The sequence below is a fragment of the Pseudomonas azerbaijanoccidentalis genome, assembly GCF_019145495.1.
In the GTDB taxonomy this organism is placed as follows: domain Bacteria; phylum Pseudomonadota; class Gammaproteobacteria; order Pseudomonadales; family Pseudomonadaceae; genus Aquipseudomonas; species Aquipseudomonas azerbaijanoccidentalis.
Window position 1 is genome coordinate 76,199 of sequence record NZ_JAHSTU010000009.1, and the last position, 24,903, is coordinate 101,101.

The 24,903-nt window shown below is 60.0% G+C and carries 20 protein-coding genes; 9 read left to right on the forward strand and 11 right to left on the reverse strand.

The window, feature by feature from the left end; all coding sequences use genetic code 11:
* Positions 1-59: 59 nt before the first annotated feature.
* A complete protein-coding gene (locus KVG88_RS24835; RefSeq protein ID WP_217873035.1) occupies positions 60-1,592 on the forward strand; it encodes a DHA2 family efflux MFS transporter permease subunit in 1,533 nt (510 codons plus the stop codon).
* Positions 1,593-1,690: 98 nt separating this feature from the next.
* Here KVG88_RS24835 and lpxH read toward each other — a convergent pair whose 3' ends face one another.
* Positions 1,691-2,419, reverse strand: a complete 729-nt coding sequence (lpxH, locus tag KVG88_RS24840) for a UDP-2,3-diacylglucosamine diphosphatase (RefSeq protein WP_150701286.1) — start codon at positions 2,417-2,419, stop codon at positions 1,691-1,693.
* A complete protein-coding gene (locus tag KVG88_RS24845; RefSeq protein WP_150701287.1) occupies positions 2,416-2,919 on the reverse strand; it encodes a peptidylprolyl isomerase in 504 nt (167 codons plus the stop codon). Before KVG88_RS24845 ends, lpxH begins: the two co-directional genes overlap by 4 nt.
* Before the next feature lie 250 nt (positions 2,920-3,169).
* On the opposite strand from KVG88_RS24845, the gene KVG88_RS24850 reads away from it, so the two are divergent.
* Together KVG88_RS24850 and cysS are read left to right on the forward strand one after the other, a co-directional pair.
* Positions 3,170-4,867: a glutamine--tRNA ligase/YqeY domain fusion protein gene (locus tag KVG88_RS24850; RefSeq protein WP_217873036.1), complete on the forward strand. Its 1,698-nt coding sequence runs from the start codon at positions 3,170-3,172 to the stop codon at positions 4,865-4,867.
* A gap of 14 nt (positions 4,868-4,881) precedes the next feature.
* Positions 4,882-6,264 carry a cysteine--tRNA ligase gene (gene cysS / locus KVG88_RS24855; protein ID WP_217873037.1) on the forward strand — a complete coding sequence of 461 codons (1,383 nt, stop codon included), beginning with the start codon at positions 4,882-4,884 and terminating at the stop codon, positions 6,262-6,264.
* A gap of 141 nt (positions 6,265-6,405) precedes the next feature.
* Here cysS and KVG88_RS24860 read toward each other — a convergent pair whose 3' ends face one another.
* A complete protein-coding gene (locus KVG88_RS24860; protein ID WP_217873038.1) occupies positions 6,406-8,247 on the reverse strand; it encodes a sigma-54-dependent Fis family transcriptional regulator in 1,842 nt (613 codons plus the stop codon).
* Positions 8,248-8,605: 358 nt separating this feature from the next.
* Here KVG88_RS24860 and KVG88_RS24865 point away from each other — a divergent pair, with 358 nt between their 5' ends.
* Genes KVG88_RS24865 through KVG88_RS24890 form a run of 6 tightly spaced genes read left to right on the forward strand, consistent with a single transcriptional unit; the run spans position 8,606 to position 14,560 of the window.
* Positions 8,606-9,700 carry an ABC transporter ATP-binding protein gene (locus KVG88_RS24865; RefSeq protein WP_217873039.1) on the forward strand — a complete coding sequence of 365 codons (1,095 nt, stop codon included), beginning with the start codon at positions 8,606-8,608 and terminating at the stop codon, positions 9,698-9,700.
* Positions 9,700-10,815, forward strand: a complete 1,116-nt coding sequence (locus KVG88_RS24870) for an ABC transporter ATP-binding protein (protein WP_217873040.1) — start codon at positions 9,700-9,702, stop codon at positions 10,813-10,815. Before KVG88_RS24865 ends, KVG88_RS24870 begins: the two co-directional genes overlap by 1 nt.
* Positions 10,812-11,678 carry a carbohydrate ABC transporter permease gene (locus KVG88_RS24875; RefSeq protein ID WP_150701293.1) on the forward strand — a complete coding sequence of 289 codons (867 nt, stop codon included), beginning with the start codon at positions 10,812-10,814 and terminating at the stop codon, positions 11,676-11,678. Before KVG88_RS24870 ends, KVG88_RS24875 begins: the two co-directional genes overlap by 4 nt.
* 8 nt (positions 11,679-11,686) lie before the next feature.
* Positions 11,687-12,487, forward strand: a complete 801-nt coding sequence (locus KVG88_RS24880; protein ID WP_046032508.1) for a carbohydrate ABC transporter permease — start codon at positions 11,687-11,689, stop codon at positions 12,485-12,487.
* Between the two features lie 10 nt (positions 12,488-12,497).
* Entirely contained in the window at positions 12,498-12,770 is a 273-nt protein-coding gene (locus KVG88_RS24885; RefSeq protein WP_056854889.1) for a DUF2160 domain-containing protein, read from the forward strand.
* A 47-nt stretch (positions 12,771-12,817) separates the two neighbouring features.
* Positions 12,818-14,560, forward strand: coding sequence for an ABC transporter substrate-binding protein (locus tag KVG88_RS24890; RefSeq protein ID WP_150701294.1), 1,743 nt, complete (start codon positions 12,818-12,820; stop codon positions 14,558-14,560).
* A 270-nt stretch (positions 14,561-14,830) separates the two neighbouring features.
* Here KVG88_RS24890 and nuoN read toward each other — a convergent pair whose 3' ends face one another.
* The 8 genes from nuoN to nuoG are packed head-to-tail and all read right to left on the reverse strand — an operon-like array spanning position 14,831 to position 24,824.
* Entirely contained in the window at positions 14,831-16,294 is a 1,464-nt protein-coding gene (nuoN, locus tag KVG88_RS24895; RefSeq protein WP_150701295.1) for an NADH-quinone oxidoreductase subunit NuoN, read from the reverse strand.
* A gap of 7 nt (positions 16,295-16,301) precedes the next feature.
* On the reverse strand, positions 16,302-17,834 hold the full coding sequence (gene nuoM / locus KVG88_RS24900; RefSeq protein WP_150701296.1) for an NADH-quinone oxidoreductase subunit M: 1,533 nt from the start codon (positions 17,832-17,834) through the stop codon (positions 16,302-16,304).
* A 39-nt stretch (positions 17,835-17,873) separates the two neighbouring features.
* On the reverse strand, positions 17,874-19,727 hold the full coding sequence (nuoL, locus tag KVG88_RS24905) for an NADH-quinone oxidoreductase subunit L (protein ID WP_060543550.1): 1,854 nt from the start codon (positions 19,725-19,727) through the stop codon (positions 17,874-17,876).
* Positions 19,724-20,032 carry an NADH-quinone oxidoreductase subunit NuoK gene (gene nuoK / locus KVG88_RS24910; RefSeq protein ID WP_007946416.1) on the reverse strand — a complete coding sequence of 103 codons (309 nt, stop codon included), beginning with the start codon at positions 20,030-20,032 and terminating at the stop codon, positions 19,724-19,726. Before nuoK ends, nuoL begins: the two co-directional genes overlap by 4 nt.
* 2 nt (positions 20,033-20,034) lie before the next feature.
* Positions 20,035-20,538 (reverse strand): NADH-quinone oxidoreductase subunit J, encoded by a 504-nt coding sequence (gene nuoJ / locus KVG88_RS24915; RefSeq protein ID WP_150701297.1) that lies wholly within the window; start codon positions 20,536-20,538, stop codon positions 20,035-20,037.
* Positions 20,539-20,547: 9 nt separating this feature from the next.
* The gene (nuoI, locus tag KVG88_RS24920; protein WP_178132024.1) at positions 20,548-21,093 is read right to left on the reverse strand and encodes an NADH-quinone oxidoreductase subunit NuoI; all 546 of its coding nucleotides are present in this window, start codon (positions 21,091-21,093) and stop codon (positions 20,548-20,550) included.
* 12 nt (positions 21,094-21,105) lie between these two features.
* Entirely contained in the window at positions 21,106-22,113 is a 1,008-nt protein-coding gene (nuoH, locus tag KVG88_RS24925) for an NADH-quinone oxidoreductase subunit NuoH (RefSeq protein ID WP_150701298.1), read from the reverse strand.
* Entirely contained in the window at positions 22,110-24,824 is a 2,715-nt protein-coding gene (gene nuoG / locus KVG88_RS24930) for an NADH-quinone oxidoreductase subunit NuoG (RefSeq protein ID WP_217873041.1), read from the reverse strand. The genes nuoH and nuoG overlap by 4 nt, the downstream gene beginning before the upstream one ends.
* Between the last annotated feature and the right edge of the window lie 79 nt (positions 24,825-24,903).

The window sequence follows — 24,903 nt, forward strand, 5'->3', positions numbered from 1 at the left end:
CACCGGGTCAGCTGCGCCTGTAATGGGCGCAACGCAACCTGAGTTTCAAAGGATTCGCGATGAGCAATAACGCGTCTTTCACGCCGCCCAGCCTGCTGCTGAGCACCATTGGCCTGTCGCTGGCGACCTTCATGCAGGTGCTCGACACCACCATCGCCAACGTTGCCTTGCCGACTATTTCCGGCAACCTCGGTGTGAGCGCGGAGCAGGGCACCTGGGTTATCACGTCGTTCGCGGTGAGTAACGCGATTGCACTGCCGCTGACCGGCTGGCTCAGCCGCCGCTTCGGCGAGGTGAAGCTGTTTGTCTGGGCAACGTTGCTGTTCGTGCTGGCTTCTTTCCTCTGCGGGATTGCGACATCGATGCCGGAACTGGTGGGTTTTCGGGTTCTGCAAGGCGTGGTGGCGGGGCCGTTGTACCCGATGACCCAAACGCTGCTGATTGCGGTCTACCCCCCGGCGAAACGGGGGATGGCTTTGGCGCTGTTGGCGATGGTCACGGTGGTCGCACCGATTGCCGGGCCGATCCTCGGCGGCTGGATCACTGACAGCTACAGCTGGCCGTGGATTTTCTTCATCAACGTGCCGATTGGCCTGTTCGCTGCGTGGGTGGTGACCCAACAGATGAAAAAACGTCCGGTGTTCACCAGCCGCCAGCCGATGGATTACGTCGGGCTGATCGCGCTGATCATTGGCGTCGGCGCCTTGCAGATCGTGCTCGACAAGGGCAACGATGCCGACTGGTTCGAATCGAGCTTCATCGTGATCGGCTCGGTGATTTCGGTGGTCGCCCTGGCGTTCTTCGTGATCTGGGAAATGACTGACGAGCACCCGGTAGTGAACCTGCGCCTGTTTGCCCATCGCAACTTCCGCTACGGCACCATCGTGTTGATCCTGGGCTACGCCGGGTTCTTCGGGATCAACCTGATCCTGCCGCAATGGTTGCAAACGCGACTGGGCTACACCGCGACCTGGGCCGGTTTTGCCGTGGCGCCGCTGGGGATCCTGCCGGTGCTGCTGTCACCTTTTGTCGGCAAGTACGCACCAAGGTTCGATATGCGCTTGCTGGCGGGGCTGGCGTTCCTCGCCATCGGCCTGAGCTGTTTCATGCGCGCCGGGTTTACCAATGAAGTGGATTTCCAGCACATCGCCATGGTGCAGCTGTTCATGGGGATCGGCGTGGCACTGTTCTTCATGCCGACCCTGACCATCCTGCTGTCGGATTTGCCACCCAGCCAGATTGCCGACGGTTCGGGGCTGGCGACGTTTTTGCGAACCCTGGGCGGTAGTTTTGCAGCATCGCTGACCACCTGGATCTGGATACGCCGCGCCGACCAGCACCACGCGTATCTGACCGAAAGTATCACCCAGTTCGACCCGGCGACCCGCGAGACGCTGACGCAACTGGGCGGGGCAGGGGCCAAGGCTTATACGCAGCTGGATCAGATGGTGATCAGCCAGGCATACATCATGTCCACGGTGGATTACTTCACCCTGTTGGGCTGGATGTTCATGGGGCTGATTCTGATCGTCTGGCTGGCCAAGCCACCGTTTACGGCGAAGGCAGGGCCTGCGGCTTCAGCGGGACATTGATATAGCAGTGCCTGCTAAAGATCGCAGCCTTCGGCAGCTCCTACACAGGAGATGTGTTCAACCTGTAGGAGCTGCCGAAGGCTGCGATCTTTTGGTCTCTACTGTGTCGCGAAATCGAACGGTGCCAATGCAAACCCGTTTTCATCCACCTGCAACGCCCAACCCTGCTTGTCCCAATCCCCCAGCACAATGCGCCGTGCTGCTTGTTCGCCCAGCTGCAATTTGTGAATCGCCGGGCGATGGGTATGGCCATGGATCAGCGTCTTCACGCCGTACTGCTGCATGATCCGCGGAATCTCCAAGGGCGTGACGTCGACGATGTCATTGGCCTTCATCCGCGTTTGCGTACGGCTTTCACTGCGCAGCTTGCGCGCCAGTTTATGCCGGGTGCTTAACGGCAGATGCCGCAGGATGAACAGGGTGATCGGGTTGCGCAGGTAGCGACGCAGCTTCATATAGGCTTCGTCGCGGGTGCAGAGGCTGTCGCCGTGCATCAGCAGTACCGGCTCGCCGTTGAACTGCACGACACTCGGATCTTTCAACAATGTGCAGCCGGCCTGTTTGCAAAAGGCCTTGCCGAGCATGAAGTCACGATTGCCGTGCATCAGGAAAATGGCCGTGCCGCTGTCGCTCAATTCGCGCAGGGCCTGGCAGATGGAACGCTGGAATGGGCTCATGGCGTCGTCGCCAATCCACGCCTCGAAAAAGTCGCCCAGAATGTACAACGCACTCGCCGAGCGGGCGCGTCCGGCGAGCAAATCCAGAAACGCCCGGGTAATGTCCGGGCGCTCCTCTTCCAGATGCAAGTCTGAAATCAGCAATATCACTCAATGATCTCGGCTTTCTCGATGATCACGTCGTCTGCTGGTACGTCCTGGTGGCCGGACTTGGACGTGGTGGCCACGCCTTTGATCTTGTCGACAACGTCCTGGCCGGCGGTCACTTTACCGAATACCGCATAGCCCCAGCCTTGAACGTTCTTGCCGCTGTGGTTCAGGAAGCTGTTGTCGGCCACGTTGATGAAGAACTGTGCGGAAGCCGAATGCGGCTCCATGGTGCGAGCCATGGCGACGGTGTATTTTTCGTTGGAAAGACCGTTGTCAGCTTCGTTCTGGATGCTTGGGCGCTTGTCTTTCTTTTCTTTCATGCCTGGCTCGAAACCGCCGCCCTGGATCATGAAGTTACCGATCACACGGTGGAAAACGGTGTTTTCGTAGTGACCGGCTTTAACGTACTCGACGAAGTTGGCCACGGTGATCGGGGCTTTGTCGGCGTTCAGTTCGAGGACGATGTCGCCGAAGTTGGTAGTCAGTTTGACTTGGGTCATGATCGTTACTCATCAAGAGGAATTCGTGGTGTTGGGACATTCCGTCCCGCAACCGGTTCAGCCTGGCTCGGCCAAGGTGCGCAGTTTAGCGTGACAGGCGCGAATTTCGAGGCTGTTTTTCATTTACGGTCTATTAAATGCGACCGTTTGCAGGTGCGCTCTGTCAGGCACTTGACGGCATCGGCTATGATAGCGGCTTTGTTTTGTCCGGCCTGCATTACGGCCACGCACTTGTACGTTCAAGGATCCTATGAGCAAGCCCACTGTCGACCCTACCTCGAATGCCAAGACCGGCCCAGCCGTGCCGGTCAACTTCCTGCGGCCGATCATCCAGGCAGACCTGGACTCGGGCAAGCACACGCAGATCGTCACCCGTTTCCCGCCTGAGCCCAACGGCTACCTGCACATCGGCCACGCCAAGTCGATCTGCGTGAACTTCGGCCTGGCCCAGGAGTTCGGCGGCGTCACGCACCTGCGTTTCGACGACACCAACCCGGCCAAGGAAGACCAGGAATACATCGACGCGATCGAAAGCGACGTCAAATGGCTGGGCTTCGAATGGTCCGGCGAAGTGCGCTATGCCTCGCAGTATTTCGACCAGTTGCACGACTGGGCGGTGGAGCTGATCAAATCCGGCAATGCCTACGTCGACGACCTGAGCCCTGAACAGGCCAAGGAATACCGCGGCACCCTCACCGAGCCAGGCAAGAACAGCCCGTTCCGCGACCGCAGCGTTGAAGAGAACCTGGACCTGTTCGCTCGCATGAAGGCCGGCGAGTTCCCGGACGGCGCACGTGTCCTGCGGGCCAAGATCGACATGGCCTCGCCGAACATGAACCTGCGTGACCCGATCATGTATCGCATCCGTCACGCGCATCACCACCAGACCGGTGACAAGTGGTGCATCTACCCGAACTACGACTTCACCCACGGTCAGTCGGACGCCATCGAAGGCATCACTCACTCGATCTGCACCCTGGAGTTCGAAAGCCATCGTCCGCTGTACGAGTGGTTCCTGGAAAACCTGCCGGTGCCGGCCAACCCGCGCCAGTACGAATTCAGCCGCCTGAACCTGAACTACACCATCACCAGCAAGCGCAAGCTCAAGCAACTGGTTGATGAAAAGCACGTCAACGGCTGGGACGACCCGCGCATGTCGACGCTGTCGGGTTTCCGCCGTCGTGGCTACACGCCGAAATCGATCCGCAACTTCTGCGAAATGATCGGCACTAACCGTTCCGACGGCGTGGTGGACTTCGGCATGCTCGAATTCAGCATCCGCGACGACCTCGACCACAGCGCTCCGCGCGCCATGTGCGTGCTGCGTCCGCTGAAAGTCGTGATCACCAACTACCCGGAAGGCCAGGTCGAGAACCTCGAACTGCCGTGCCACCCGAAAGAAGACATGGGCGTGCGCGTCCTGCCGTTCGCCCGGGAAATCTACATCGACCGTGAAGACTTCATGGAAGAGCCGCCAAAAGGCTACAAGCGCCTGGAACCGGCCGGTGAAGTGCGTCTGCGTGGCAGCTACGTGATCCGCGCCGATGAAGCGATCAAGGACGCCGACAGCAACATCGTCGAACTGCGCTGCTCGTACGATCCAGACACCCTGGGCAAAAACCCTGAAGGCCGCAAGGTCAAAGGCGTGGTGCACTGGGTGCCGGCCGCCGCCAGCGTCGAGTGCGAAGTGCGTCTGTACGACCGTCTGTTCCGTTCGGCCAACCCTGAGAAGGCCGAAGACAGCGCCAGTTTCCTGGACAACATCAACCCTGACTCGCTGCAGGTACTCACCGGTTGTCGTGCTGAACCCTCGCTGGGCAATGCACAGCCGGAAGACCGTTTCCAGTTCGAGCGCGAAGGTTACTTCGTCGCGGATATCAAGGACTCGAAACCGGGCGCACCGGTATTCAACCGTACCGTGACCCTGCGTGATTCGTGGGGCCAGTGATTCAAGGATTTAACGTGCTTACGATCTACAACACGCTCACCAAGAGCAAAGAAGTCTTCAAGCCGCTCGATGGCAACAAGGTGCGCATGTACGTGTGCGGGATGACCGTGTACGACTACTGCCACCTGGGCCACGGCCGCAGCATGGTCGCGTTCGACCTGGTGACGCGCTGGTTGCGCTTCAGCGGTTACGACCTGACCTACGTGCGCAACATCACCGACATCGACGACAAGATCATCAACCGGGCCAACGAGAACGGCGAGTCGTTCGAAGCGTTGACCGAGCGCATGATTGCGGCGATGCACGAAGATGAAGCGCGCCTGAACATCAAGAAGCCGGACATGGAGCCGCGTGCCACCGGCCATATTCCCGGCATGCACGCGATGATCCAGACCCTGATCGACAAGGGTTACGCCTACGCACCGGGCAACGGCGACGTGTACTACCGCGTCGCCAAGTTCATGGGCTACGGCAAGCTGTCGCGCAAGAAGATCGAAGACCTGCGCATCGGCGCGCGCATCGAAGTCGACGAGTCCAAACAGGACCCGCTGGACTTCGTGCTGTGGAAAGCCGCCAAGCCGGGTGAGCCGAGTTGGGAATCGCCGTGGGGCGCCGGGCGTCCGGGCTGGCACATTGAGTGCTCGGTAATGTCCACCTGCTGCCTGGGCGAGACGTTCGACATTCATGGCGGCGGCAGCGACCTTGAGTTCCCGCACCACGAAAACGAAATCGCCCAGAGCGAAGCGGCCACCGGCAAGACCTACGCCAACGCGTGGATGCATTGCGGCATGATTCGCATCAATGGCGAGAAGATGTCCAAGTCTTTGAACAACTTCTTCACCATTCGCGACGTGCTCGACAAGTACCACCCGGAAGTCGTGCGTTATCTGCTGGTATCGAGCCACTACCGCAGCGCGATCAACTACTCGGAAGACAACCTCAAGGACGCCAAGGGCGCCCTGGAGCGTTTCTACCACGCGTTGAAAGGCCTGCCGAACGTGGCGCCTGCAGGTGGCGAAGCGTTCGTCGAGCGTTTCACTACCGTGATGAACGACGACTTCGGCACACCGGAAGCCTGTGCGGTGTTGTTCGAGATGGTCCGTGAGATCAACCGACTGCGTGAGAGCGATCTCAACGCAGCGGCCGGTCTGGCAGCCCGTTTGAAAGAACTGGCCAGTGTGCTGGGTGTGTTGCAGCTTGAAGCCGATGATTTCCTGCAAGCCGGTGCCGAAGGGCGCGTGGATGCAGCCGAAGTCGAAGCGCTGATCGCTGCGCGCCTGGCGGCACGTGCCGGCAAGAACTGGGCCGAATCCGACCGCATCCGCGACCAGCTCACCGCCATGGGCGTGGTGCTGGAAGACGGCAAGGGCGGCACGACCTGGCGTCTGGCTGACTGATTGCTTGATCCGTTACAAAACAAAACCTGCCTTGTGCGGGTTTTTGTTTTTTTTGATCAAAAGATCGCAGCCTTCGGCAGCTCCTACATTGGAATGCGTTCCTGTAGGAGCTGCCGAAGGCTGCGATCTTTTGATCTGGCCTTAACCCTCCGACTGACGCAATCGCTTGTACAGGGTATTGCGACTAACCCCCAACCGCCGCGCCAGATACGAAATATTCCCCCCCGCCGCCTGCAACTGCCGATTCAAATCCTCGACATCATTCAGATCCACGGCCAACGGCTCCTGCGTGTCCACCGGCTCCATCTCCAGATCAACAAAGAAATCATCCGGCAAATGCTCCGGCCGGACAGGCTGCTCTTCGGCCATGGCCAGCGCCACCTGCATCACGCTGCTGACCTGACGCAAATTCCCCGGCCACGGGTGGCGGCTGAACAGTTCCAGCACCTCGCGGCTCAGCCCGGCCCATTGGCTCGGTTCACGGTGCTGTTCCCACAAGCGCTTGAACAGCGCCTCTTTATCACTGCGTTCCCTCAAGGGCGGCAGTTCCAGGGTCAAGCCGCCGATGCGGTAATACAAATCCTCGCGGAAGCGCCCTAACTGCACCTGTTCGCGTAACGAACGGTTGGTCGCAGAAATGATCCGGATGTCCACCGGGAACAACTCACTGCTGCCCACCGGTTGCACGCAACGCTCCTGCAACACCCGCAGCAATCGCGCCTGGGTCGGCAGCGGCATGTCGCCTATTTCGTCGAGGAACAGCGTGCCTTTGTCAGCCTTGCGGATCAGGCCGATGCTGCCTTTCTGATTAGCCCCAGTAAACGCACCTTTCTCGTAGCCGAATAACTCCGATTCGACCAGTTCGGCGGGGATCGCCGCACAGTTCACCGCAATAAACGCCTGTTTGTTGCGAGAACTGGCCTGATGCAGGGCTTTGACGAAAACTTCCTTGCCGACACCGGTCTCGCCGTGGATCAGCAAAGGAATGTCTTTTTCCAGCAATCGCTCGGCCTGGCGCACGGCTTTTTCCACGCGGCTGTCGCCGAAGTGCAGGGTATTGAGGCTGATGGCGGCCGGTGCAGGGTTTGCCACCGCGGGTTCGGTGAAGACTCTTGGTTGAATCGGCACCTGTTTGGGTCGTTTCAACAGACACTGGAAGCGGTTGCGTCCGGAGGCTTGAAGCGAGAAGGGCAGCCCTTCGGGTTGATTGAGCAGTTCCAGCAGCGACACCTTGAACAGGCTTTCGACACTGACCCGCGACAGGCGGATGCCCAGCAAATTATCGGCGCGGCGGTTGGCGGACAGCACTTGCCCGCTCTCATCGAAAATCAGCAGCCCGGCCCATTGGCTGTCGAGGTTGTTCAGGCCGGTGTTGAACGTCAGCTGGAAATGCTGGCCGTGGAACAGGTTGAGGATCAGCCGGTTTTCCACGGTCTGGCTCATCATCTTGACCATGCCCAGGGTGTGCGACGGCGGCAGATAGCTGTCGCTGGACACATCCAGCACCGCGATCACTTTGCGTTCGGCATCGAAGATCGGCGCGGCGGAACCGGTCATGAAACGGTTGGCCTTGAGGAAGTGTTCGTCGTGTTCGATGTGCACTGCCTGCTCGCAGACCAGCGCCGTGCCGATGGCGTTGGTGCCGCTGCAACGCTCCATCCAGCTAGCGCCGGCGCTGAAGCCACGGGTCAGGCTCGGTTCGATAAACCGCTGAGTGCCCCAGGACGTCAGCACCTGGCCCTGGTTATCGGCAAGCATGATCAGGCAGTTGGAGTTGCTGAGAATGTTCTCGTAGTACGGCAGCACTTCCTGATGGGTGGTTTGCACCAGTGAGTGCTGGCTCTCAAGCAATTGCTTGATGCCCTGCGCCGGAAGTTGATCGAAGGCTGGGGTGCTCTGGTGGTCAAGGCCAAACGCGCGGCAGCGCGACCAGGAGTCCTGGATGATGGTGTCGTGGGACAGCGGCGAGGCGGGTACGGCCATGGCAGTCAGTCTCTGAACAAGCTTTTATTGTTTTTATGGAACAGCGCCGCCCCTGTAGGAGCTGCCGCAGGCTGCGATCTTTTGACTTTGATTTTAAAAGCAAGATCAAAAGATCGCAGCCTGCGGCAGCTCCTACAGGGGCCGTGAACAGTCCATAGAGTGTTGTTCACTATTGTTCACTGTCAATGGGTGAACTGTTCAATTGTTCATTTGCGATTGTTCATTTGTGTTCAGCAACGAACCTCGGATTAACGCTTTTTCCGGGGTTTTCTACGTAAATCAACCAGTTGAAATTTCTGGCACGAAAGTCGCTCTAGTGCTCCGGTCGCTTGACTCCAAAAATAAAAAAGGCCGAGCCATGTCATTAACCCTGGAGCATGTCAGCCGCACCGTCGAGGGCCAGACCTGGATCGATGATGCGTGTCTCAGTTTCGAACCCGGATCCTTCAACGTTTTGCTCGGGCGTACGCTGTCCGGCAAAACCAGTCTCATGCGTCTGATGGCCGGGCTGGACAAGCCGGACAGCGGCCGCATCCTGATGAATGGCGTCGATGTCACGCAACGGCCGGTGCGCCTGCGCAATGTGTCGATGGTCTATCAGCAGTTCATCAATTACCCGACCATGACCGTCTTCGAGAACATCGCCTCGCCGCTGCGCCAGGCCGGTGAGTCCAATGAGCTGATCCAGAGCAAAGTGCTGGAAACCGCGAAGATGCTGCGCATCGAGAAGTTTCTAAAGCGCTATCCCCTCGAACTCTCCGGTGGCCAGCAGCAGCGTACGGCCATGGCCCGGGCGCTGGTCAAGGACGCCGAACTGATCCTGTTCGATGAGCCACTGGTCAACCTCGACTACAAATTGCGCGAGGAGCTGCGTCAGGAAATGCGCGAGCTGTTCAAGGCGCGTCACACCATCGCGATCTACGCCACCACCGAGCCCAACGAAGCCCTGGCCTTGGGCGGCACCACGACCATTCTTCACGAAGGCCGGGTGATCCAGAGCGGCAAGTCGTCCGAGGTCTATCACCAGCCGCAGACCGTGCTGGCGGCGGAATTGTTTTCCGAGCCGCCGATCAACCTGATGCCCGGACGCATTGCCGGCAACGAAGTGAGTTTCGCAAACTTCGTGCACTTTCCGCTGAACGTCGATTTGCGTCCGGTGGGCGAGGGCGAGTTCCGCTTCGGCGTGCGTCCCAGCCACATCTCGCTGGTGCCGAGCAACGACGATGATCTCGAACTGGCGGTGACCGTCGAAGTCGCCGAAATCAGCGGCTCGGAAACCTTCCTGCATGTGCGCAACGAGCATTTTCTGCTGGTGCTGCACTTGCCCGGTGTTCACGAATACGACGTCGATGCGCCGATCCGCATCTACATCCCGACCCATAAACTGTTTGTGTTCGATGCGCAGGGGCGGCTGGTCCAGGCGCCGGGCCGGCGTGTCGCGAGGGTTGCCTGATGGCCGAAATCCGTTTGCAGAACCTCGCCCACAGCTACACCAAAACCCCGACCGGACCGGAAGATTACGCGATCCGCGAGATGGACCATATCTGGGAGCAGGGCGGTGCGTTTGCCTTGCTCGGCCCGTCGGGCTGCGGCAAGTCGACGTTGCTCAACATCATCTCCGGGTTGCTCAGCCCTTCACAGGGGCACGTGTTGTTCGACGGCAAAGCGGTCAATGACCTGACCCCGGAAAAGCGCAACATTGCCCAGGTGTTCCAGTTTCCGGTGGTCTACGACACCATGACGGTGTTCGACAACCTGGCGTTCCCCTTGCGCAACCAGGGCATGGCCGAGGCGAAAATTCACACCAAGGTGCAGGAAATCGCCGAGGTCCTCGACCTGCAAAACCTGCTCAGCAAAAAAGCCCGCAACCTCACCGCCGACGAAAAACAGAAAGTCTCCATGGGCCGTGGGCTGGTACGCGATGACGTGTCGGCGATCCTCTTCGATGAACCGTTGACGGTGATCGACCCGCACCTGAAGTGGAAGCTGCGGCGCAAGCTCAAGCAGATTCACGAGCAGTTCAACATCACCATGGTCTACGTCACCCACGATCAGCTGGAGGCGTCGACCTTCGCCGACAAGATTGCGGTGATGTACGGCGGTCAGATCGTACAGTTCGGCACACCCCGGGAGTTGTTCGAGCGGCCGAGCCACACCTTTGTCGGCTATTTCATTGGCAGCCCCGGCATGAACCTGATCGAGGTGCAGCCGCAACCAGGCGGCGTGGGTTTCGCTTCGACGCATTTGCCGCTGTCCGAGGCCATGCAGAAACGCATCGCCGAGTCCGAATGGAAAACCCTGAAAGTCGGCATTCGCCCCGAGTTCGTGCATGTCTGGGACGAGCCGTTTGATGACGCGATGCGGGCGCAGGTCGTACACGTCGAAGACCTCGGCACCTACAAGATCATGACCCTGAACCTCGATGGCGCTCCGCTCAAAGTACGCCTGGCGGAAGACAAACCGGTGCCCGAAGGCACGGCCTACATCAGTTTTCCGGCGCAGTGGCTGATGGTCTACGCCGACGAATTCCTGCTGGAAGCCCAAGCCAACCATGAGGTGCAGCCATGAACAAGGTGCAGAACAACAAGGCGTGGTGGCTGGTGTTGCCGGTGTTCCTGCTGGTGGCGTTCAGTGCGGTGATCCCGATGATGACTGTGGTCAACTATTCGGTGCAGGACATCTTCGACCAGTCCAGCCGCTATTTCGTCGGTGCCGACTGGTACAAGCAAGTGCTGCTGGATCCGCGCCTGCACGACTCGCTGTTGCGTCAGTTCATTTATTCAGCCTGCGTGCTGTTGATCGAAATTCCCCTGGGGATTGCGATTGCGCTGACCATGCCGACCAAGGGCCGATGGTCGTCGGTGGTGTTGATCATCCTGGCGATTCCGCTGCTGATCCCGTGGAACGTGGTCGGCACCATCTGGCAGATCTTCGGCCGGGCCGACATCGGCCTGCTCGGTTCGACCCTCAACGCCATGGGCATCAGCTACAACTATGCAGCGAACACCATGGACGCCTGGGTCACCGTGCTGGTGATGGACGTCTGGCACTGGACTTCACTGGTAGCGCTGCTGTGCTTCTCCGGGTTGCGGGCGATTCCGGACGTGTATTACCAGGCCGCGCGGATTGACCGGGCCTCGGCCTGGGCGGTGTTCCGGCACATCCAGTTGCCCAAGCTCAAGAGCGTGCTGTTGATCGCGGTGATGCTGCGCTTCATGGACAGTTTCATGATCTACACCGAGCCGTTCGTGCTCACCGGTGGCGGGCCGGGCAACGCCACGACCTTCCTCAGCCAGACCCTGACGCAGATGGCGATCGGGCAATTCGACCTGGGGCCGGCGGCAGCGTTCTCGCTGGTGTACTTCCTGATCATCCTGTTGGTGTCCTGGCTGTTCTACACCGCCATGACTCACTCTGACGCCAACCGCTGAGGCCCGCCATGAGCAAGAGAAAGCTGATTCCACTGCTGATCTACATCCTGTTCCTGCTGGTGCCGATCTACTGGCTGCTGAACATGTCCTTCAAGAGCAACACCGAAATCCTCGGCGGCCTGACGCTGTTTCCCCAGGATTTCACCTTCCACAACTACAAGGTGATCTTCACCGATCCGGCCTGGTACACCGGTTACCTCAACTCGCTGTACTACGTGAGCCTGAACACGGTTATTTCCCTCAGTGTGGCGTTGCCGGCGGCGTATGCGTTTTCGCGCTACCGCTTCCTCGGTGACAAGCACCTGTTCTTCTGGTTGCTGACCAACCGCATGGCGCCACCGGCCGTGTTCCTGCTGCCGTTCTTCCAGTTGTATTCGTCGATCGGCTTGTTCGACACGCACATCGCCGTCGCGCTGGCTCACTGTTTGTTCAACGTGCCGTTGGCGGTGTGGATTCTGGAAGGTTTCATGTCCGGCGTGCCGAAAGAAATCGACGAGACCGCCTACATCGACGGCTACAGTTTCCCCAAGTTCTTCGTGAAGATTTTTATCCCGCTGATTGGCTCCGGCATCGGTGTCACGGCGTTTTTCTGTTTCATGTTTTCCTGGGTCGAACTGCTCCTGGCGCGAACGTTGACGTCGGTGAATGCCAAACCCATTGCAGCGGTCATGACGCGCACGGTTTCGGCGTCCGGTATCGACTGGGGTGTGTTGGCGGCGGCGGGGGTGTTGACCATCCTGCCGGGCATGCTGGTGATCTGGTTTGTTCGTAACCACGTGGCCAAGGGCTTTGCCTTGGGTCGGGTCTGAGGAACTGATGATGGAATGGATGAGCTGGACCGTCCCGACGGCGGCATTCTTTGGTGTGATCGGTTTGATCCTGGTCGGTATGACGACTTGGGAGTTGCGCTCGCCGAGTGTTCTCAGGCGTGGTTTTTTGCCGATTGCCACCACCCGTGGCGATCGGTTGTTTATCGGTCTTCTCGGCAGCGCCTACCTGCATTTGCTGGTAATTGGCGTGACCGACTGGAGCATCTGGGTAGCGTTCGCGTTGTCCCTGGTGTGGCTGTTGGCTGTGATGCGTTGGGGCTAGTCGAATCGCTCGGCAATGTTGCTCCGAAACTTAAACAGGAGGTCTCTATGTTCGACAAAAACAATAAGCTGCGACATAGCATTTCATTGGCAGCCATGCTGGCACTCAGCGGTTTGAGCGCTTCGGCCTGGGCCGATGCCTACGAAGACGCCGCAAAGAAATGGATCGGCGCTGAATTCAAACCGTCGACCCTGTCGGCCGATCAACAACTCGAAGAACTGAAGTGGTTCATCAAGGCCGCCGAGCCGTTTCGCGGGATGAGCATCAAGGTTGTCTCGGAAACCATCGCCACCCACGAGTATGAATCCAAGGTGCTGGCCAAGGCCTTCAGTGAGATCACCGGGATCAAGCTGACCCACGACCTGCTGCAGGAAGGCGACGTGGTGGAAAAACTGCAGACCCAGATGCAGTCGGACAAAAACATCTATGACGGCTGGGTCAACGACTCGGATCTGATCGGTACGCACTTTCGCTACGGCAAGACCGAATCGATCACCGACCTGATGGCCAACGAAGGTAAAAACTTCACTTCGCCGACCCTCGACATCAAGGACTTCATCGGCATTTCTTTCACCACCGCACCGGACGGCAAGATCTATCAATTGCCTGACCAGCAGTTCGCCAACCTGTACTGGTTCCGCGCCGACTGGTTCGAGCGCGCGGACCTGAAAGCCAAGTTCAAGGAAAAGTACGGCTACGAGTTGGGCGTACCGGTGAACTGGTCGGCTTATGAGGACATCGCCAAGTTCTTCACCGAAGACGTCAAGGAAATCGACGGCAAGCGCGTTTACGGGCACATGGACTACGGCAAGAAAGACCCGTCGCTGGGCTGGCGTTTCACCGATGCCTGGTTCTCCATGGCCGGTGGCGGCGACAAAGGCTTGCCGAACGGCTTGCCGGTGGACGAGTGGGGTATTCGCGTCGAGGATTGCCACCCGGTAGGTTCCAGCGTGACCCGTGGCGGCGACACCAACGGCCCGGCGGCCGTGTTCGCCACGACCAAGTACGTGGACTGGATGAAGAAATACGCGCCACCGGAAGCGGCGGGCATGACCTTCTCCGAATCGGGTCCAGTGCCGTCCCAGGGCAACATCGCCCAGCAGATCTTCTGGTACACCGCATTCACCGCCGACATGACCAAACCGGGCCTGGCAGTGATGAACGCCGATGGCACGCCGAAATGGCGCATGGCGCCGTCGCCGCGCGGACCGTATTGGGAAGAGGGGATGAAACTGGGTTATCAGGACGTGGGTTCGTGGACGTTCATGAAGTCGACGCCTGAGAAACAGAAACTGGCTGCGTGGCTGTACGCGCAGTTTGTGACCTCGAAAACCGTGTCGCTGAAGAAGACCATCGTTGGCCTGACGCCGATTCGCGAATCGGACATCAACTCGCAAGCGATGACCGACCTGGCACCAAAACTCGGTGGCCTGGTGGAGTTCTACCGCAGCCCGGCCCGCGTGCAATGGACCCCGACCGGGACCAACGTGCCGGACTACCCGCGCCTCGCGCAGTTGTGGTGGAGCCACATTGCTGAAGCTGCCAGCGGCGAGAAAACCCCGCAACAGGCACTCGACGGCCTGGCCAAGGATCAGGACGCCATCATGTCCCGCCTCGAACGCTCGAAAGCCCAAGCCACCTGCGCCCCGAAAATGAACCCTGAGCGCGATGCGCAATACTGGTTCGATCAACCGGGCGCACCGAAGCCGAAACTGGAAAACGAAAAGCCTAAGGGTGAAACCGTAAGTTATGCCGAACTGCTGAAATCGTGGGAGGCGGCGCGTAAGTAAGCTGGTTGGAGTGTGAAAGGCGAACGGCACCGAAAGGTGCCGTTTTCTTTTGTGCCTTTTCTACCGCAATCGCTAGCAGGCTAGCTCCCACATGTGATTGGCGGTATTCACGATGTGTGTGTCCACAGAAGATCCCCTGTGGGAGCGAGCCTGCTCGCGATGAGGCCAGCCCTGACAACTGATTGCTGGTGACCGAACACAAATCCCTCAAACGCAAAAACGGCACCCGAAGGTGCCGTTTCTGTTTACTGCCGAATGTCGCTTAAGCGATCAACCCGCCAGGCCCGATTGCTGAACCAGGTTCAGCAGCGGTTGTGGGTAGACGCCGAGGAAGAACGCGACCAGGGCGATGGCCAGCAGCATCACGCCGCCTGCTTTCTGTTCCCAGTGCAGTTGCGCATCGTGGCGACGCAGGTTCGGTTCGATCAGGTACAGGGTGACCATGACGCGCAGGTAGTAGAACACGCCGATGGCGCTGCCCAGTACCAGCGAGCCGACCAGCCACCATTGGTGCGATTCGACACCGGTGGCGATGATGTAGAACTTGCCGATGAAGCCTGCGGTCAGCGGGATACCGGCCAGGGACAGCATCATCACGGTCAGTACGGCGGTCAGGTACGGACGGCGCCAGAACAGGCCGCGGTATTCGTACAAAGCATCCGCGTCACGGCCGTTGTACGGCGAGGACATCAGGGTGATTACGCCGAAAGCGCCGAGGCTGGTGATCACATAGGTGACCAAGTACACGCCGATGGCTTCCACGGCCAGACCCTTGCTCGCCACCAGGGCGATCAGCAGGTAACCGAAGTGGGCGATGGACGAGTAACCCAGCAGACGCTTGAGGTTGCTCTGGGTCAGTGCCAGCAGGTTGCCGAACAGAATCGACGCGATGGCGATGATGGTCAGCACGTCGCTCAGCACGCCGCTGCTGGCCGCTGGCGAGATCTGGAACAGACGCACCATCACCGCGAACACGGCAACCTTGGAAGCGGTCGCGAGGAACGCTGCCACCGGTGCCGGAGCACCTTCGTAAACGTCCGGCGTCCAGAGGTGGAACGGTACCAGCGACAGCTTGAATGCCAGACCGATCAACATCATGCCCAGGCCCAGTTGAGCCAGGGAGCTTGGCAGGCCAGTAGCCGCCAGCGCCTGACCGATGCCGACGAAGCTCAGGGAACCCGAGTCCGCGTACAGCAGCGCCATGCCGAACAACAGGAACGCCGAGCCGGCTGCCGACAGCACCATGTACTTGATGCCGGCTTCCAGCGAACGCTTGTTGAAGAAGGCGTAGGCGACCAGACCGTAGACCGGCACCGACAGCAGTTCCAGACCGATGAACAATCCGGCCAGGTGCTGCGCGCTGACCAGAACCAGGCCACCGGCGGCGGCCATCAGGATCAGCAGGTACAGTTCTTCACGGTTGCCCGGGTAACCCGAACCGCCATCGCCGAGGTAGGCGTGGGCGAGGGTGACACAGGCGAGGGTGGCGACCAGGATCAGCGCCATGTACAGGCAGGCAAAGGTGTCGATTTGCAGCAATGGCGTCACGGCCAGGGGCGCGACTTTCAAGGCTGGCAGGATCGACAGCAAAGCCAGGTTCAGACCCGCGACCGAAATCAGGAAGGTCTGCGAGTGGTTGCGGCGCCAGGCGATTGCCAGCATCACCACGATAATGGTGAGGCTGGTAATCAACAGCGGCGCTAGCGCAATAAAGTGTTGAGTCGTGAATTCCATAGCGCTCTTACCGGGCCGAAGCGAGTTGAGTGAAGGCGGTGCCGAGCCACTGCTGCACGCCATGCATCGTCGCGGCAGAGGTATCGAGGAACGGTTGTGGGTACACGCCGATGTAGATCAGCAGTGCAGCCAGACCGACCACCATGATCAGTTCGCGACCGTCCATGCCATGCAGTACCGCGTCCGATTTGGCCGGGCCGAAGTACGCGCGGTGGATCATGATCAGCGAGTAGACCGAACCGAACACCAGGCCGGACGTCGCGATGATGGTGACCAACGGCGCAGCAGGGAAGGTGCCGATCAGGATCAGGAACTCACCGACGAAGTTACCGGTACCCGGCAAGCCCAGCGACGCGGCTGCGAAGAACAGGCTGAGGGCCGGCAGGTAAGCGATCTTCGACCACAAGCCACCCATTTCACGCATGTCGCGGGTGTGGGTGCGTTCGTACAGTTGGCCACTCAGGATAAAGAGTGCCGCGGCCGACAGACCGTGCGCCAGCATCTGCATCACAGCGCCTTGCAGCGCCAGTTGGCTGCCGGAGTAGATGCCGATCAGTACGAAGCCCATGTGGGAAACGGACGAGAAGGCAATCAGACGCTTGATGTCGGTTTGTGCGAACGCCAGGAACGCACCGTAGAAGATCCCGATCAGACCCAGGGTCATGGCGATCGGCGCGAACTCGGCCGAAGCGTTCGGGAACAGCGGCAGGGCGAAACGCAGCAGGCCGTAGGCCGCAGTCTTCAGCAAGATACCGGCGAGGTCGACGGAACCGGCGGTCGGCGCCTGGGCGTGAGCGTCAGGCAGCCAGGAGTGGAACGGTACGACCGGCAGCTTGACCGCGAAGGCGATGAAGAAGCCGAGCATCAGGATGTACTCGGTGGTCATCGACATCTTGGTCTTCAACAGGTCGGCGTAGTTGAAGGTAATCACGCCGGTTTCGTTGAAGTTGACCAGTACCAGGCCCAGGATCGCCACCAGCATGATCAGGCCGGAAGCCTGAGTGAAGATGAAGAACTTGGTCGCCGCGTAGATCCGGGTTTTCTTGCCGTCCGAAGAACTGTGACCCCAGAGCGCGATGAGGAAGTACATCGGCACCAGCATCATTTCCCAGAAGAAGAAGAACATGAACAGGTCGAGGGCGAGGAACACGCCGACGACACCGCCCAGGATCCACATCAGGTTCAGGTGGAAGAAGCCAACGTGACGTTGAATCTCTTTCCACGAGCAGAGTACCGAGAGGACACCCAGCAAACCGGTCAGCAGGATCATCAGCAGCGACAGGCCGTCGAGGGCCAGGTGCACGCTGATGCCGAAGCGCTGGATCCAGATGTGCTTGAACTCAATCACCCAGGTCGGATCGGCGCCAGGCGCCGGAGCAAATGAATAGTCGCCGTGGGCCCACAGCCAGAGGCCGAGCGCGAGTTCCAGGGACATGGTCAACAGCGCAATCCAGCGCGGGAGGGTAGAGCCGAAGCGCTCACCCATCCAGCACAGAAGGCCGCCGATGAAGGGAATCAGGATTAGCCAAGGCAGAATCATGACGGGCTCGTTTCCTTTCGCAAATTCGCAAGGTTCATATCAGACCGCTACCAGCACGACGGCGCCAATTACCAGCACGGCACCCGCAGCCATCGAGGCGGCATACCAACGCAGTTGACCGGTCTCGGTACGGCTCAGGGCGGTGTGACCGCCTTTGGCCATACGCGGGATCAGACCGATGGTCTGGTCGAGCGGGTCTTTGCGCAGGATGTGGCTGATCGCCAGGTACGGCTTGACGAACAGTTTGTCGTAGATCCAGTCGAAGCCCCAGGCAGCGAACCACCAGGCCGAGAGGAAACGGCCGATGCCGCTGTTGGCGATGGCGGTGACGAAGCGACGCTTGCCGAGGAACAACAGCGCGGCCAGCAGGATACCGGCCAGGGCGATGGCGCCCGAGGCGATTTCCAGGCTGTGCTTGGCTTCGCCGCCGGCATGGCCGACGCTCTGCGGCAGCACGCCGTGCAGCGGTGGAACGATCATCGCGCCGATGAAAGTCGACAGTACGATCAGCACCGACAGTGGCAGCCAGTGGGCAATGCCGTGGCCGGCGTGGGCTTCGGTCTTCGCTTCACCGTGGAACGCGATGAAGATCAGGCGGAAGGTGTACAGCGAGGTCATGAACGCGCCGACCAGACCTGCGTAAAGCAGACCGTTGTTGCCGCTGGCGAACGCTTCCCAGAGAATTTCGTCCTTGGAGTAGAAGCCCGCGGTGACCAGAGGCAGGGCCGCCAGGGCCGCGCCGCCGACGATGAAGCTGGCGTAGGCCAGTGGCAGCTTTTTCCACAGACCGCCCATCTTGAAGATGTTCTGCTCGTGGTGGCAGGCAACGATCACCGCACCGGAAGCAAGGAACAGCAGGGCCTTGAAGAAGGCGTGGGTCATCAGGTGGAAGATCGCGCCGTCCCAGGCACCCACGCCCAGGGCCAGGAACATGTAGCCGATCTGGCTCATGGTCGAGTAGGCGAGGATACGCTTGATGTCGGTTTGAACCAGGGCTGCGAAACCAGCCAGTACCAGCGTCACACCGCCAACGATGCCCACCAGGTGCAGGATTTCCGGCGCCAGGGTGAACAGACCGTGGGTACGGGCGATCAGGTAAACGCCTGCGGTCACCATGGTTGCAGCGTGGATCAGTGCCGAAACCGGAGTAGGACCGGCCATCGCATCCGCCAGCCAGGTTTGCAGCGGCAGTTGCGCGGATTTACCGACAGCGCCGCCCAGCAGCATCAGGGTGGCCATGACCATCCAGAAGTCGCCAGCCTGGAATTTCTGCGGTGCCAGCACCAGCAGTTCCTGAACGTTCAGCGTGCCCAGTTGGGCAAACAGAATGAACAGGCCGATGGCCATGAACACGTCACCGATACGGGTCACGATGAACGCTTTGAGTGCCGCGTTACCGTTGTTGCGGTTGCTGTAGTAGAAACCGATCAACAGGTACGAGCACAGGCCCACGCCTTCCCAACCGAAGTACAGGAACAACAGGTTATCGCCCAGCACCAGGAACAGCATGCTGGCGATAAACAGGTTGGTGTAGGCGAAGAAGCGCGAGTAACCGGCCTCACCGCGCATGTACCAGGACGCGAACAGGTGGATCAGGAAGCCGACGCCAACGACCACGCCGAGCATGGTCACGGACAGGCCGTCCAGATACAGCGCGAAGTTCGGGGTGAAGCCTTCCACCGCCATCCACTGCCACAACACCTGAGTGTAGTGACCGCCTTCTGGTGGGGCGACGTTGAATTGCCAGATCACGTAAGCGGTAACGATCGCCGACAGACCGATGGAACCCACGCCGATCAGTGCGGCCAGGTTTTCCGAGATGCGTCCACGGGAGAACGACAGCAGCAGGAAACCAATGAGAGGGAATACGAAAGTCAGAAAGAGTAGGTTCATCCGCGCATCTCACTGGCAGCGTCGATATCGAGCGTGTGGAAGCGGCGATACAGTTGCAGCAGGATCGCCAGGCCAATACTGGCCTCGGCGGCTGCCAGGCTGATCACCAGGATGAACATGATCTGTCCATCCGGCTGCGCCCAACGGCTACCGGCAACGATGAAGGCCAGTGCAGAGGCGTTCATCATCACTTCAAGACTCATCAACACGAAGAGGATGTTGCGGCGGACCATCAGGCCGACCAGACCGAGGCAGAACAGGATGCCGGCGACCGCCAGACCATGCTCCATAGGGATAGCAGGCATCGTCATTGCTCCTTGGCTTCGTTGCGGCCCAAGTGGAACGCCGTGACGGCTGCGGCGAGCAGCAGCATCGAGGCGAGTTCGACCACCAGCAGGTAAGGACCGAACAGGCTGATGCCCACGGCCTTGGCGTCTACGGTGGTGTGGCCGATGGCTTCACCGCTCTGGTGGGCGAACAGCACGTACAGCAGTTCAGCCAGCAGCAGGGCGCCGAGAATGACCGGGCCGAGCCAGATACCGGGCTTGAGCCAGACGCGCTCTTGCTGAACCGAGGCCGGGCCCAGGTTCAGCATCATCACCACGAACACGAACAGCACCATGATGGCGCCAGCGTAGGCGATCACTTCCAGGACACCGGCAAACGGTGCGCCGAGGGCGAAGAACGTCATGGCCACGGCGATCAGCGAAATGATCAGGTAGAGCAGGGCGTGCACAGGGTTGGTGTTGGTGATCACGCGAAGCGTGGACACCACAGCGATACCCGATGCGAAATAGAAAGCGAATTCCATCTTTCTTCCTTAAGGCAGCAAGCTCTTCACGTTGATCGGTTCGGCTTCGTTCTGCGCGGAGCCTTTCGGCTTACCGGCAATCGCCATACCTGCAACACGATAGAAGTTGTAATCAGGGTTTTTGCCGGGGCCGGAGATCAGCAGATCTTCTTTCTCGTACACCAGGTCCTGACGTTTGAACTCGGCCATTTCGAAATCCGGTGTCAGCTGGATCGCGGTGGTCGGGCAGGCTTCCTCGCAGAGGCCGCAGAAAATGCAGCGCGAGAAGTTGATGCGGAAGAAGTCCGGGTACCAGCGACCGTCTTCGGTTTCAGCTTTCTGCAGCGAGATGCAACCAACCGGGCACGCCACGGCGCACAGGTTGCACGCTACACAACGCTCTTCGCCGTCGGGGTCGCGGGTCAGGACGATACGCCCACGGTAGCGCGGCGGCAGGTAGACCGGTTCTTCCGGGTACTGCAGCGTGTCGCGCTTGCGGAAGGCGTGGCCGAAAATCATCACCAGGCTGCGAAGCTGGGTGTAGAGGCCATGCACGATGTCAAATATGTACTTCATGATTCTCTATCCTCACTGAGCCGCGACGGCGGGCGTGTTGAGCAACACGATCGCAGCGGTCACCAGCATGTTGACGAGGGTCAGCGGCAAGCAGAACTTCCAGCTGAAATCCATCACCTGGTCATACCGTGGGCGCGGAATCGAAGCGCGCAGCAGGATGAACAGCATGATGAAGAACGCGGTTTTCAATGCGAACCAGATGAACGGGATCTGCGGCAGGATGCCGAACGGACCGTGCCAGCCACCGAAGAACAAGGTCACCAGCAGCGCCGAGATCAGCACGATGCCGATGTACTCGCCGACGAAGAACATGCCCCATTTCATGCCGGCGTATTCAATGTGGTAACCGTCGGCCAGTTCCTGTTCCGCTTCCGGCTGGTCGAACGGGTGACGGTGAGTCACGGCCACGCCAGCAATGAAGAAGGTCAGGAAACCGAAGATCTGCGGAATGATGAACCACAGGTTCTGCGCTTGGTATTCAACGATGTCGCGCATGTTGAACGAGCCGACCTGGATCACGATGCCCATCAACGACAGGCCCATGAACACTTCGTACGACACGGTCTGCGCCGAGGCCCGCAAGCTGCCCAGCAGGGCGAACTTGTTGTTACTCGACCAACCGGCGAACAGCACCGCGTAGACCGACAGGCCCGCCATGGCGAAGAAGAACAGGATGCCGATGTTGATGTCCGCCACGCCCCAGGTCGGGGTGATCGGGATGATCGCGAAGGCAATCAGCAAGGCGCTCATGGCGACTACCGGTGCCAGAGTGAAGATCATCTTGTCGGCGAATGGAGGCGTCCAGTCTTCCTTGAAGAACATCTTGATCATGTCGGCCGCGATCTGGAACGCGCCGAACGGGCCGACGCGGTTCGGACCGTAACGGTCCTGCCAGAGGGCGAGCAAACGACGCTCGACCCAGCTCAGCAGTGCGCCGCAAACCACCACGGCGAGCAGAATCACAACGGCCTTGAGGACCGCGATGATCACGTCGATCACTTCAGGAGTGAACAAGGTCATTGAGCTGCCTCCTGCAGACCGTCAACGGATTTGCCAAAGATCGCTGGCGGAATGCCGGCGATACCCGCAGGCAGTGCAACCAGACCAGCGCCCAACTCTTCGTTGATGCGCAGCGGCAGACGCAGGGTCTGGCCAGCCACGTTCAGGCTGAGCATGGCGCCGTCGTTGACACCGAGGCGATCGGCTTCGGACTTGGCCAGGGCCACATAAGCCGCCGGAATGCGTTCCTGAACCGGAGCGGCTTTCGAAGAGTTCTCTTCGCTGCCGAACAGGTGGAAGAACGGCACGGCCTGCCAGGTACCCGGAGCAGGGTTGAACGCACGCGGAGCGCTGGCGAACCAGTTCAGCGAGTCACCGGTGCTTTCGATCAGGCGGGTGCCCGGGTCGCCAGCACGGATGTGACCACCGACTTCGTCCTGGAACTTGTTCCAGGCTTGCGGCGAGTTCCAGCCCGGAGACCAGGCGAATGGCACTTGCTGACGCGGTTCGGCCGAACCGGAGTAACCTTCCATCGAGAAGGCGAACGCGGTGTCCTTGTCCTGCGGGGTACGCGGTTCATGGACGCTGATGTCAGCGCGCATGGCGGTACGACCGGAGTAACGCAGCGGTTCACGGGCCAGTTTCATGCCCTTGATGCGGAACGCGGCGGACGGAGCGGCATCGACGATGCGGTTCAGGATCGAAGTGCTGGAAGCGACAGCGGCGGTGACGTGGTCCAGTTGGGTCCAGTCAATCGGCTGGTTCAGCAGAGTGGCGCGCAGAGCATGCAGCCAGCGCCAGCCTTCGTGAACCAGGATGCTCGCGTCCATGTATTTCGGATCGAAGACCTGGAAGAAGCGCTGGGCGCGGCCTTCCTGGCTGACCAGCGTACCGTCGCCTTCAGCGAAGCTGGCGGCTGGCAGAACCAGCTGTGCGCGATCGCTGGTGGCGGTCTTCTGGTGGTCGGCAACGATCAGCACCTTGGCGGCGTTCAGGGCAGCATCGACCTTGGCCTTGTCGGTACGGGTGTACAGATCGTTTTCCAGCACGACGATGGCGTCGGCTTTGCCGTCGATGACGGCTTGCAGCGCGGCGTCGACCGATTCGCCACCGAGCATGGCCAGGCCGAGGCTGTTGGCCTCAGGCACGATCAGGCTGATGGAACCGTTCTTCTCGCGCAGCTTCAGAGCCTTGGCGATGTTCGCGGCAGCTTCGATCAAGGCTTTGGAGCCCAGCGAAGTACCGGCGATGATCAGTGGACGCTTGGCCGCGAGCAGGGCGTCGGCAATGCGCTTGGCCAGTTCGAGGGCTTCTGCGTCCAGGCCTTCAACGGCTGGAGCGCTGGCGTCGAGGGCGTGAGCCACGGCGAAACCGATGCGGGCCAGGTCGTCGGGAGCGGCGTGAACGCACTCTTCGGCAACGTCGTCGAGCTTGGTTTCAGCCAGGCTGGCGATGAACAGCGGGTTCAGCGCGTGCTGACCGATGTTTTTCACGGCGGCGTCGAGCCAAGGCTGAACGCGCATCGCGTCGGCCATGTCTTCAGCCTTGCCCTTGACCGATTGGCGCAGGGCCAGGGCCATGCGGGCAGCGGTCTGGGTCAGGTCTTCACCGAGGACGAACACGGCGTCGTGGTCTTCGATGTCGCGCATGTTTGGCACTGGCAGCGGGCTGTCTTTGAGCACTTGCAGAACCAGACGGATGCGTTCCAGCTCATCGGCTTCGATGCCCGAGTAGAAGTGCTCGGCACCGACCAGTTCGCGCAACGCGTAGTTGCTTTCGAGGCTGGCACGAGGTGAACCGATACCGACGATGTTGCGACCGCGCAGCAGGTCGGCGGCTTTATCCAGCGCTTCGTCGAGGCTCAGCTTGGTGCCGTTGGCCAGCAATGGCTGACGCGGGCGGTCTTCGCGGTTGACGTAGCCATAGCCGAAACGGCCACGGTCGCACAGGAAATACTGGTTCACCGAGCCGTTGTAACGGTTTTCGATGCGACGCAGTTCGCCGTAACGTTCGCCCGGGGAGATGTTGCAACCGCTGGAGCAGCCATGGCAGATGCTCGGCGAGAATTGCATGTCCCACTTGCGGTTGTAGCGCTCGGAGTGAGTCTTGTCGGTGAACACACCGGTCGGGCAGACCTCGGTGAGGTTGCCGGAGAACTCGCTTTCGAGCACGCCGTCTTCAACGCGACCGAAATACACGTTGTCGTGGGCGCCAAATACACCGAGGTCGGTGCCGCCAGCGTAGTCTTTATAGAAGCGCACGCAGCGGTAGCAAGCGATGCAGCGGTTCATTTCGTGGGAAATGAACGGGCCCAGTTGCTGGTTCTGGTGGGTACGCTTGGTGAAGCGGTAACGGCGCTCGTTGTGGCCGGTCATTACCGTCATGTCTTGCAGGTGGCAGTGACCGCCTTCTTCACAGACCGGGCAGTCGTGAGGGTGGTTGGTCATCAACCATTCAACAACGCTGGCGCGGAAGGCCTTGGATTCTTCATCTTCGATGGAGATCCAGGTGCCGTCGGTGGCAGGCGTCATGCAGGACATCACGATACGACCACGGGTGTCGTTTTCGTCGGTGTACTGCTTGACCGCGCACTGGCGGCAAGCGCCAACGCTGCCCAGGGCAGGGTGCCAGCAGAAATAAGGGATATCGAGGCCTAGCGACAGACATGCCTGTAACAGGTTGTCTGCCCCATCGACTTCGAGCTCTTTGCCGTCTACGTGGATAGTGGCCATGGTTCAAAGTTCTTCGTTGGCCCGGTGTCAGCGGGCGTGGCTAATGGAATCTTGTTATCCGCGTGAATCAACACAGCCG